This window comes from Candidatus Methylomirabilota bacterium (assembly GCA_035260325.1).
Classification (GTDB): domain Bacteria; phylum Methylomirabilota; class Methylomirabilia; order Rokubacteriales; family CSP1-6; genus AR19.
Window position 1 is genome coordinate 1 of sequence record DATFVL010000269.1, and the last position, 10,530, is coordinate 10,530.

At 71.1% G+C, this 10,530-nt stretch carries 13 protein-coding genes; 6 read left to right on the forward strand and 7 right to left on the reverse strand.

The window, feature by feature from the left end:
- Positions 1–137 precede the first annotated feature (137 nt).
- On the reverse strand, positions 138–446 hold the full coding sequence (locus VKG64_17220) for a hypothetical protein (protein ID HKB26778.1): 309 nt from the start codon (positions 444–446) through the stop codon (positions 138–140).
- Positions 447–487: 41 nt separating this feature from the next.
- Here VKG64_17220 and VKG64_17225 point away from each other — a divergent pair, with 41 nt between their 5' ends.
- The 6 genes from VKG64_17225 to VKG64_17250 all read left to right on the forward strand — a co-directional run bounded on the left by VKG64_17225 (position 488) and on the right by VKG64_17250 (position 5,128).
- On the forward strand, positions 488–1,009 hold the full coding sequence (locus tag VKG64_17225; protein HKB26779.1) for a hypothetical protein: 522 nt from the start codon (positions 488–490) through the stop codon (positions 1,007–1,009).
- Positions 1,006–2,058, forward strand: a complete 1,053-nt coding sequence (locus VKG64_17230; GenBank protein ID HKB26780.1) for a hypothetical protein — start codon at positions 1,006–1,008, stop codon at positions 2,056–2,058. The genes VKG64_17225 and VKG64_17230 overlap by 4 nt, the downstream gene beginning before the upstream one ends.
- Complete coding sequence (locus VKG64_17235) at positions 2,055–3,023, forward strand: P1 family peptidase (protein HKB26781.1); 969 nt, start codon at positions 2,055–2,057, stop codon at positions 3,021–3,023. Before VKG64_17230 ends, VKG64_17235 begins: the two co-directional genes overlap by 4 nt.
- A 260-nt stretch (positions 3,024–3,283) precedes the next feature.
- Complete coding sequence (locus VKG64_17240; GenBank protein ID HKB26782.1) at positions 3,284–3,469, forward strand: hypothetical protein; 186 nt, start codon at positions 3,284–3,286, stop codon at positions 3,467–3,469.
- Between the two features lie 24 nt (positions 3,470–3,493).
- Positions 3,494–4,252 carry a hypothetical protein gene (locus tag VKG64_17245; protein ID HKB26783.1) on the forward strand — a complete coding sequence of 253 codons (759 nt, stop codon included), beginning with the start codon at positions 3,494–3,496 and terminating at the stop codon, positions 4,250–4,252.
- Positions 4,253–4,255: 3 nt separating this feature from the next.
- Positions 4,256–5,128, forward strand: a complete 873-nt coding sequence (locus VKG64_17250; protein HKB26784.1) for an alpha/beta hydrolase — start codon at positions 4,256–4,258, stop codon at positions 5,126–5,128.
- A 61-nt stretch (positions 5,129–5,189) separates the two neighbouring features.
- On the opposite strand, the gene VKG64_17255 is transcribed toward VKG64_17250, so the two are convergent.
- From VKG64_17255 to VKG64_17280, 6 genes are all read right to left on the reverse strand, one after another.
- Positions 5,190–5,738: a DUF6036 family nucleotidyltransferase gene (locus tag VKG64_17255; GenBank protein HKB26785.1), complete on the reverse strand. Its 549-nt coding sequence runs from the start codon at positions 5,736–5,738 to the stop codon at positions 5,190–5,192.
- A complete protein-coding gene (locus tag VKG64_17260; GenBank protein ID HKB26786.1) occupies positions 5,719–6,411 on the reverse strand; it encodes a helix-turn-helix transcriptional regulator in 693 nt (230 codons plus the stop codon). The genes VKG64_17255 and VKG64_17260 overlap by 20 nt, the downstream gene beginning before the upstream one ends.
- A gap of 56 nt (positions 6,412–6,467) precedes the next feature.
- Positions 6,468–7,211: a rhomboid family intramembrane serine protease gene (locus tag VKG64_17265; GenBank protein ID HKB26787.1), complete on the reverse strand. Its 744-nt coding sequence runs from the start codon at positions 7,209–7,211 to the stop codon at positions 6,468–6,470.
- Positions 7,208–8,068, reverse strand: a complete 861-nt coding sequence (locus VKG64_17270; GenBank protein HKB26788.1) for a hypothetical protein — start codon at positions 8,066–8,068, stop codon at positions 7,208–7,210. Before VKG64_17270 ends, VKG64_17265 begins: the two co-directional genes overlap by 4 nt.
- 73 nt (positions 8,069–8,141) lie before the next feature.
- Positions 8,142–9,380 (reverse strand): cytochrome P450, encoded by a 1,239-nt coding sequence (locus tag VKG64_17275; GenBank protein ID HKB26789.1) that lies wholly within the window; start codon positions 9,378–9,380, stop codon positions 8,142–8,144.
- On the reverse strand, positions 9,377–10,530 hold a 1,154-nt coding region (locus tag VKG64_17280), incomplete at its 5' end, for a homogentisate 1,2-dioxygenase (GenBank protein HKB26790.1). The genes VKG64_17280 and VKG64_17275, both read right to left, overlap by 4 nt.

The window sequence follows — 10,530 nt, forward strand, 5'->3', positions numbered from 1 at the left end:
TACAAGGTCTTGCTAGACTCGTCCATGGCTGACCTCCACGTTCGTTCTGTGCCTCGAGCACAGGGCGGCTCTGGCCCCGCAAGGCTAACCCGCGTTGAGCGCTGGAGGTCAGCCTCACTTCGCGGAAGTCATACTGTCTAGCGGCGCCGGCGGAGCGACGCCAGCTCGCGCTCGAGCTCCTCGAGACGCCTCACCAGCGCGTCGCGCTCGGCGGAGAGCGCGGTGAGCTGCCGGTCGCGCAGCGCGTAGCGCTGGTCCTGCTGGGCGAGCTTCGTCTGGAGCTCCGCCTCCCGCTTGTAGAGCTCCTTCAACTCCTGCTCGAGCCCGGCCACCTTGTGCTTCGCGGGCAGGTAGCCGACGAACAGGATGTAGAGGAGGAGCATGGCGAGCAGCACGCTCGCCCCGACGAGCATCCACGGGAGCTTCGCACGCGGGCGATCGGCCACGGGCTCGGATTCTAACAGATTAGTTTGCTATCATCCGAGCCGTGGAGCTGCGACAGTTCTTCGACCGCGCGCTCGGGGCGAGCTTCCGCGACCTGGCGCTCGGCGACGATCCGGCGTCGCCCTACCTCGCGGACCTCCTCACACGCTTCGCGCGCACCGAGAACCTCTTCCCACCGGGCGTCGCGGCCCCGCGGCTCGAGACCGTCGTGGACCTGCTGCTCGAGGCGCAGGCGGTCTGGCGCGAGGACACGGTCTGGTGGCAGCCCGAGCGCGAGGTCGCGGTGCGGCGGCACATCGGCGACTTCACGCTCTTCATGACCGGGCTCTTCCGCGAGCGCGTGGACCGGACGGCGTCCGCCTTGTTCTACATCAGCCAGGGCAAGCGCGCTTACCAGTTCGTCTCCGAGCACGACCGCGCGAGCTCGCGCGGCGGCCCGTCGGCGCCGCTCTTCCGGCGGCTCGCCGACCGCTTCGAGCGCTACGCCGCCGTCCTCGAGTACGCGCGCAAGGTCCATTTCTACGATCCGCCGCAGCACCCGTTCTTCCGTCTGACCTTCGGATGACCGCGCCCGCGCTCGACGTGGAGCGCCTGCGCGGCCTCGACGAGGACGCGCTCGACGCGGCCCTCCGGGAGTTCGCCAACGCCCACGGCGCGCAGGCCCTGCCCGCCCTCGGCGCCCTCGCGGCGGACGGCGCGCGGGGCCTCAAGCGGGCCGCGAAGCGCGCCCTCTACCGACTCGCCCAGCGCGGTGTCGCCGCGCCGCCCCGCCCGGCGCCCCGGCCCGTCGTCGAGTCCGGGCCCGAGCGCGCCACGCGCGCCTGGCTCTCGGGCATCGACGGCAGCGGCTCCCGCGCCGCGTGGGTGCTCTTCGAGCGCGGCCTCGGCGGCACGCACCTCTGCTCGCTGATCGTCAACGACACCGTCGGGATCGTGGACGCGGCGGGCGGCGACATCACGAAGAAGCGCCTCGAGAGCGAGCTCGAGGCGCTCCGCGCCTCGCAGAAGCTCCCCTGGGTGGAGACCGACCCGGCGCGCGCGCTCGCGCTCGTCGCCGAGGCGCAGGCGCTCCATCGCGCCACGGGCACGGCGCCGCCGGCCGCGTTCGCGCGCTGGCGGCGCCTGTTCGAGCACGCGAGCGTGCCCGCGCCGGCGCCCCCGCCCGCGCCCGCCGACCCGGCGCTCGTCGAGCGCGGCGCCGAGCTGCTCGAGCTGCCGGAGACGGCGGGCTGGTTCCTCGATCCCGAGGCCGTGCAGGCCGACGCGGTCGACCTCCTCGCGGCCCGCGAGAGCCGCCTCGTCGTCTCCGACCAGATCAAGGCCGAGCGTCAGACGGCGATCGTGGACCGCGTCGTCGAGCGCGAGCTCGACGCCGAGGCGCGCCGGCGCTGGGCGCGTCGGCTCGACGAGATGGCGTGGATCTTCGAGGCGACCGAGCGTTCCGAGCTCGGCGCGCTCGCCCACGCCGCCGCGTGGGCCCTCGCCGACCCGGCCTCCGATCCCCGCCGACAGCCGTTCGCGCGCGGCCTCGCGCAGCGCGCGCTCGAGCTCGCGGGCGAGGTCGCCTCGGGGAGGATCTCGGCGGCCGACGTGAGCCGGAAACCCGGGGCGTGATCACCGACGTCCCGGGCATCACCGTCGGCCACGCGACCGATCTCACGGCGCTCACCGGCGTCACCGTCGTCCTCGCCGCGCGCCCCGCGACGTGCGGTGTCGAGCTGCGCGGCGGGGCCAACGACGTCGCCGGCCTGGACTTCCTCGATCCGCGCCACCTCGTGCCGACGGTCAACGGGGTCGTCCTCGGCGGGGGCAGCCGCTTCGGCGAGGAGGCGATCGCGGGCGTCATGCGCTGGCTCGAGGCGCGCGGCGCCGGCTTCGCCGCCGGGACGGCCGTCGTCCCGCACGTGCCCGGCGCGTTCCTCTTCGACCTCAACGTGGGCGATGGGCGCGTCCGCCCCACGCGCGAGATGGGGTACGAGGCGGCGGCGCGCGCGGCGGGCGGCCCGGTCGCCGAGGGGAACGTGGGCGCGGGCGCCGGCGCGAGCGTCGGCAAGCTCCACGGCATCGAGCGCGCGATGCGCGGCGGCGTCGGGAGCGCGAGCGCGCGCGTGGCCGACGTCGTCGTGGGCGCGCTCGTCGCGGTCAACGCCGTCGGCGACGTGCGCGACCCGGACACCGGCGCGCTCGTCGCCGGCACGCGGGACGCGCCCGGCGGCCGCCGGCTCATCGACACGGCGCGGGCGCTCCGCGCCGGCGGCGCGCTCGGCCGCTTCGCGACCCCCGCGCCGGCGCCCGCCGCGCCGCACACGACGATCGGCGTCGTCGCGACCAACGCGCGGCTCACGCGGACCGAGGCCGGCAAGCTCGCCTCGCTCGCGATGCTCGGCTTCGCGCAGGCGCTCTCGCCGCCCCACACCGCGTTCGACGGCGACACCCTCTTCGCCCTCTCCGTCGGCGATCTGCCGGCGGACCTGACCCGCCTCGGCCTCGCCGCCGCCGACGCCGTCGCCCGGGCGATCTGCCGCGGCGTGCGCGCGGCGACGTCCCTTCCCCACCTGCCCGCCGCTCGCGACCTCTAGTCTCCGACCTGCACCATCCCCGGTGCACTTGCACCACGCTGGTGCACCGCGCGTGCTCACCGGTGGCCCGGCGCCTCCCGAGGACGCATGCTATCACCCACTTGCGGCAACCCCGCCCGTCGCCGCCGTTGGCGTCCCGATTGCTCAGGGGACGAGATCACCTCGCGGCGCCCGCTGGTCGCTCCCGTGATGGCCGCGCGGATCTGACCAGTCCGGCGAGGATGCATCGCAACCCATGGCGCACCACCCGGGGAGGGGCTGTGGACTTCAGGAAGATGCTCAACGAGCTGGAGCAGCTGGGGCAGCCCGTGAAGGTCGCGCTGCCGGTGATCGGCGTGGTCGACGTGACGATCCGCTGCATCACCGACGACGTCGTCATGCTCGAGCGGGCGGCGCCCGCGCAGAAGTTCTTCCTCCACTACACCTCGGTCGTCGTGGTGACGTGACATGAGGGCGCAGAGGGAGACGGCATGACGAACATTCCGGCGGCCATCGTCCAGATGATCGACACCATCTACGCCAGGGCGTTCGGCTTCGCGACGGCGCTGGCGGCGGTCGGCGTCATCAGCATGGCGTTCCTTCAAACGATCAAGGACGTGCTCCCCGTGCGCCGCTGGTTCCAGGCGTGGTGGGTCGGCGGCTGGCTGACCGAGCAGGCGGCGGGGACGCCGGCGCTCGCCACCGGCGCCGTGAACGTCGCCGCGGCGCAGACGGACCTCGTCAGGCTGGCGACATCCGGCGATCGTGCCGCGCTCTACGATCTCGCGATCGAGCAGGTGACGGCCCAGATGAACGCGGCCGCCCAGATGGTGCTCGACTTCCCCTGGCGGCACGAGCACCTCTTCCGCTGCCTCGCCGCCCAGGCCGACGCCGAGGACCTCCGCCGGCTCCTCGACGCGCGCCCGCCCGACCGCGGACCCCGCCGCGAGCTCAGCGCCGAAGACAAGTCGGCCCTCATCGACGCGCGCAACCGCGTGACGCACCAGGTGCAGCGGAGCCTCGACGGCCTCATGATCTCGGCGGGCTTCCGGTGGAAGCTCTGCCTCCAGCTCGCCTCGTTCGTGGTGAGCGCGCTCATCGTCTGGGCCGGCCTCATGCTCTTCGTCCGCGAGCCGATCGAGGTGTTCGTCCGCCACCTACCGCTCTACGTCGCGCTCGCGCTGCTCGGCGGCTTCCTCGCGCCGGTCGCACGCGACCTCGTGGCCGCGCTCCAGCAGGTCCGGAAGTAACGCGTGGCCGCCTGGAACGAGCTGACGCTCCGGGAGCGCCCGGTGGGAGGGGCCGTCGGCGACGCGGTCCATGAGCTCACGCCGCCCTTCCCCCAAGGGCGGCGGCGCGTCGTCCTGCTGATCCACGGCTACAACAACACGGAAGCCGCGGCGCGACGGAGCTACGACAAGTTCACCGACGACCTCGGCGCGCTCGGCCCGAGCGCCGGCGCGGTCCTCGCCGACATCGGCAAGCTCTACTGGCCCGGCGACGCCGACCTCGGCCCCCTCTCGTTCCTCAGCTATCCGTTCGAGATCGCGCCCGCGGAGGAATCAGCGGAGAAGCTCGCCATGTACGTCCGGACCCTCGCGGGTCCCGGGGGAACGCCCACGGAGCTCTACTTCGTCTGCCATTCCCTCGGCAATCGCGTGGTCCTCGAGCTGCTCGACCGCCTCGCGAGCGAGCCCGCCCCGCTCGGCCACGTCGCCGCCGCCGTTCTCATGGCGGCCGCGGTCCCCGTCGGCATGGTCGGGGACGACGGCGAGCTGCTGCCGGGCGCCACGCTCCCCGGCAGGACCCTCGCCCTCTACTCGCGCGACGACAACGTCCTCCACTGGGCGTTCCCCATCGGCGAGACCGCCGCCGGCGAAGGCTTCTTCCCCACCGCCGTCGGCCGCTTCGGCCAGCCGCCCGGCCTCTGGGCCGAGCGTGAGGAGCTCGCGGGCAACGACCACGGCGACTACTGGGGCGACCCGCGCGCGGCCGTACGCGTCGCGCGCCTGCTCGGCGCCGCGGTCCCGCGGGAGATCGGGCCGGCGGCGATCGCGGGGTGGCAGCTGCCGGCGGCGCCGGAGGTGGCGCCGCGAGAGATCGCCGCGCGGGAGCTGCAGGCGTGACCGCGTACCACTACACAAGCGACCTTGGCGAAAACGTCACCCCGCTCAAACACGACTTAGGTCATGAGCCAAAGTAGGCGTCGATCCACATTTGAAGCGTCCGATCGTGTACATCAGGATCGCCAATAATAATTGACCGAAGTTCCTTCCGATACCGAGTTTTGAGGATTTCACGATCCAGCGGTGCCACCTTTGCTATGTGAGCAACGTCCTCTCGATCCACCGGGCTGTTTCGAGCGAGCTTGGATAACGCGAGGTCGTGAGCTTCAAGTTCGAATAGCCGGAGCTTCTCGAAGCGACCCAGGAAGAGCTCGATCAGGCGCTCATCATACGCTTCCGGCAGGCTGGCCACCCCAACGTGCTGAAAGTACAAGTGATACTTCTTCGCCAACGGCGACTCCGGCCCTGCAGTTCTCTGAAGAACTTCCATTGCATGGTGGGGAATGATCTCGACGTAGTCGAGGTCGCCTGTCGGCCGAGGAAGATGATAACGGACCGCAACGACGAATCCGCCGAGGCAATGGAGTTGCACGGGGTTCGGAAGTAGCCCGTCCACCGCTGCAAGGAACTCACCCCAGGGCTGAGGCAGCTCAGGCGAAGCGGAGGGCATCAGCCGTCCAGTCGCTCAGGACGTTCCACCGCCTAGCTTCCGGTGACCTGTGTTCCGTCAGCCATCTCTGCTCCGCCTCGGGCAGCGATACCTTACACAACGTGTCCTCACGAGCAAGACGGCTTCGTTCGAGCACCGCCTCGAACTCCTCCAGTGTTCGGGCCCGAGGCTGATCTCCTGCACGCTCGGCGAGTCGGCGCGCCAAGGTGACGACAAAGCCAAGACGATTCTGAAGGTCTCGGAGCTTTGCTTGGCGTACCACCCAATTTTGGTCCAGAGGCCAAAACGTCAGCACGAGCCAGGGGAGGGCCTCCACGAGACGAGACTCCAGATCTTCCTGAGCCAGAGCGGTAAGGAGGACCTCGCCAGGGTTCTTGAGCTTCCAATGACGGGGGCGCAGATACGCGAGTCCTGGATACCCCAATGCAGCAAGATCACCGGCCAGAGTTTCAGAAGCCGTTCGGTTGTTCACGACGTTCAATTCCGAGGGGGGCAGCGCGGTCGGAGCGAGACCGTAGACCCTCGTCGCACGCCGAACGAGTTCAGGCGTCAAGCGGCGGACACCGCCCTCAAGCATCGCCAGATAGGACTGCGACACCTTGAGGCGCCTCGCAGCCTCTACCTGACTCACGCCTTTGGCCAGCCGCGCAGTCTTTAGATTCGTAAAGTCCATCACGCATGAATATTATCACAATATTTGTGATAATCAATATCAGTTGCGCCCCCGGCCTAACCCCTCGCCCACCCCAGCACCGCGTACGCCATCAGCGCGACGACCAGCCAGAGCCCCCGGCGCACGCGCGCGGCCTGCTCGGGCGTGAGCGGGCTCAGCACGACCGGCCGCAGGCGCCGCGCGAGGAGCGCGCCACCGACGGCGCCGCCGATGTGGGCGCCGTTGTCGATGTAGGGGTCCATGAGGCCGCCCGCGATGGTGAAGAGCGCCCAGATCAGGAGCACGAAGCCGATCCGGCGGTCGCGCATGAGGAGCCGTTCGCGGTGCGTGCGGAACAGTACGATCGCGGCACCCTGGAGGCCGAAGATGGCGCCCGAGGCGCCGACCGACGGGCCCGCGCTCGTCACGAGGCTCAGCGCCGAGCCCGCCAGGCCGCTCAGCACGTAGAGCACGACGAACTGGCCCGGACCGAACGCGTGCTCGCACACCATCCCGAGGATGAAGAGCGCGATCGAGTTGCCGACGAGGTGCTCGACGCCGCCGTGGAGGAAGGGCGCGCTCAGCATGCGCCAGTACTCGCCGGCGGCGACGCGCTCCCGCACGAGCGCGCCCATCGCGACGATCGCCTCGCGCGACTGGAGCGCGCCGAGCCGCAGCTCCACGGCGAAGACGAGGACGAGCACGGCGATGATGACGCCGGTGACGGGCGGGAAACGGCGCATGCGTCGCTCGAAGTCGATGCGGCGCGAGAGCAGCATCTCCGGCGTGATGCGGAGCGGCTGCTCGGACGCGTCGGTCACCGGCGCTCCCCCGTGTCGAGCATGACCCCGAGTGCCAGCGCGATCCGCCGATCGAAGGTGCGCTCCGGGTCCTCACGCAGGTCCAGGACGTAGCGGTCGAGCAGCGTGAACTTCCGATTGAACTGGCCGAACACGTCCTCGTCCGCGCCGCGCACCAGGAGGAAGTTCGTCCGGAGGAACCCGAAGAAGACGCCGAGCATCCGGCGGAGGAGCGAGAGGACGAGCGAGTCCTCGATCGCCATGCCGAGCGGCTGGCCCGCCGGCGTCTCCACGTACCAGCGCTTGCGCACGACGCTGTGCGGGTAGGTCTTGCGCAGGCGCGCGAGCGGCTCGCCGGTCTTCGCGAGCAGCACGGTGTAGGTGCGCGAGAAGAAGGCGAGGCGCTGGTCCTGCAGCACGCGCAGCAGCACGTCGCGCCGCGAGTCGTCGCGGAAGACGGTCACGTGGCGGCGGGGGCGCGCCGACATGGACACGACGACGAAGGTGAAGATGACGGGGATCCAGGCGAGGAGCAGGACGACCGGCCCGAGGAGCCCCGCCGCGCGCGCGGCGTTCACCATCCACGCGAGCACGACGAGCGCGGCGAGGGCGCCGAGGACGTACGCGAAGAGCGTCCGCACGGGAAAGGTCGGCCGCTCGATGTAGAGGACCGGCGTGCCGTCCTCGGCCCACACCTCGTACTTCGTCCGGATGGTGAAGACGCGCTCGCGCAGCAGGAACACGTCGCGGTCGAAGGCGGGATCGACGTCGGGCGCGGGCGGCCGCGGCGCGCCGGGGGCGTGGCCCGCGCGCAGGCGGTGACCGCACACGGGGCATTCGAGGAGCCGGCCGGCGTACTCGGGCCGGAGCTCGTACACCTCCCCGCAGGGGCAGGCGACGACGATGCCGGCGGTCGTCAGGGCTCGTCGAGCGGCCGGTGCCGGGCGCGCTTCATACGGCGACGGGGAACGAGCTGAGGACGCGGAAGCGGGCGCGGCGGGCGCGCACCGGCTTGCCGGCGACGCGAAGATTCGGGAAGCGCGCCACGAGCCGGCCGATCGCCACGCGCCCCTCCATGCGCGCGAGCCACATCCCCGCGCAGGCGTGGATGCCCGTGATGAACGCGAGGTGTTTGTTCGGCGTGCGGCCGAGGTCGAGGCGATCCGGGTCGGGGAACTGCGCCGGATCGCGGTTCGCCGCGCCGATCCCGAGCGTGACGAGGGTCCCCTCGGGCATCGGGACCCCGCCCACGACGGCGTCGCGGACGGCGCGCCGGTTACCGAGCTGATTCGGGCTCTGGTAGCGCAGGAACTCCTCGACGGCGCTGCCGATGAGCGCGGGCTCGGCGGCAAGCCGCGCTCGCTCGCCCGGATGCTCGACCAGGCTGAGGACCGCGTTGCCGATCAGGTTGGTCGTCGTCTCGTGGCCGGCGTTCAGGAGGAAGATGCACTGGTGGAGGAGCTCGATCTCGGTGAGCCGGTCGCCCGCGTCCTCCGCGGCCAGGAGCGCGGACAGAATCTCGCCCGGATCGGTGCTCGGCCGCCGGCGGCGGTCGGCGATGAGCCGGCGCAGGTAGTCCTTGAACTCCTCGACGGCCTGATTACCCGCGGCGAGCCGATCGGCTCCCGGAAGGGGCTCGAGAGCGCCCAGGATCGCGAGCGACCAGCCCCGGAGCGGCCCGCGCTCCTCCTGCGGCACGCCGAGCATGTCGCCGATGAGCTGGACGGGCAGCGCGGCCGCGAAGTCGTCCACGACGTCCATGCCGCCCCGGGCCGCGGCGCGGTCGAGCAGCGCGTCCACGAAGCGGACGACACGGGGCTCGAGCGCCGCGAGCGCCTTCGGCGTGAACGCCGGCGCGAAGAGTTTGCGGATGCGCGTGTGGTCGGGCGGGTCGCGGAAGACCACGCTCGTCGTGTGGTGCTCGTAGAGCGGGGTCGCGCCGAACTTCGGCCGGAACTCGACCTGCTTGTCGGAGCTCCACGCGTGATGATCCTGGTAGACCGCGACGACGTCGTCGTAGCGCGTGAGGAAGTACGAGCCGTCGGGGCCGCGGTGCACGGGATCCCAGCGGCGCAGGCGCGCGTAGTAGGGGAACGGGTCCTCGTAGTACTCGTCGGGCAGCTCGCGCAGGTCGAACGCGAGCGCCGCCGCGCGCGCCGCGTCCTCGAAGAGGACGCCGGCCGACGTCACTCGCGCTCCGGATATTTCGGCCGGAGCTCGTCGCGCGCGTCCGCGTGACGCTCGGCCAGCGCGCGGACCTCCGCGAGCCGGTCGGGCCGGTGGACGAAGCGCGGGTCGGTGGTGTACGCGTCCCAGGCCTTCATGTAGTCGGGCCGCGAGAGCGAGAGCGCGAACTCCGAGATCTCGGTCGGGTTCGCGAGGTCGGCCATGATCCCGACCTCGTTGTGCACGCCCGGGTTCCGCCCGTCGAGGAACGCTTTCAACGAGGCCGGCTTCGGCCCGTGCGGCAGGCCGACGGGATGGAGCGTCACCATGCCCTCGCGGACCACGCCGCCGCCGCTGAAGAAGTCGCCGAAGTGGTAGCCGAGCGTCTCCAGGTAGTCGAGGTTCTTGTGGAAGAACGGCAGCCACATCCCTTCCTTCTCGACCGAGCGGACCGTGAAGATGCAGATGTAGCAGCCCGGGAGCCTGAAGATCGTGTGGCCCGAGGGCGGAACGTGCGAGCGGTCGGCGACGAGCGGGCGCACGTCCTCCACCGCGAAGCGGTAAGGCAGGTAGTCACCGCGCCAGCCCACGACGTCGAACGGGTGCGTCGGGTGCACGCGCCGCGTATACACCTCGGCGACTTTCGAGATGATCTCGAACCGTCCGGATTCGTTTCGCGTGTCGAGCGTCCGAGGGTACTTGTAATCGCTCCGGCTGTGCGTGATGAACTGGCCCGTCGTCGGCGCCTCGGACTTCTCCGGGTCGCCGGCGAACGACTCGTAGACCCAGTAGTACTGCGGGCCCGCGGCCAGCTCGAACCGGTGGGTGATCCCCTTCGGGACGATCAGGAAGTCGCCCTTCTTGAACTCGATGGGGCCGAACATCGTCTCGAGCGTGCCGCCGCCCTGGTGGACGAAGAACACGAGGGTCGCGCCATGGTGCTCGAAGAAGTAGTCCATGGGCACGCGCGGCGCGGTGACGTGCATCGCCACCGTCGCGTTCGCGACGAGCCGCGCCATCCCGCGATAGACGTCGCGCGGCGCGTCCGGCGCCATGACGTTCAGGAGGTGGTGCGTGCCGCCGATGGGCCGGAGCGGCGAGTCCCACCGGGGCGCCCACGCGCGGCCGTCGAGCACGCGCGTTTCGTCCGCGAGCCAGTTGGTCGGCGGGTAGA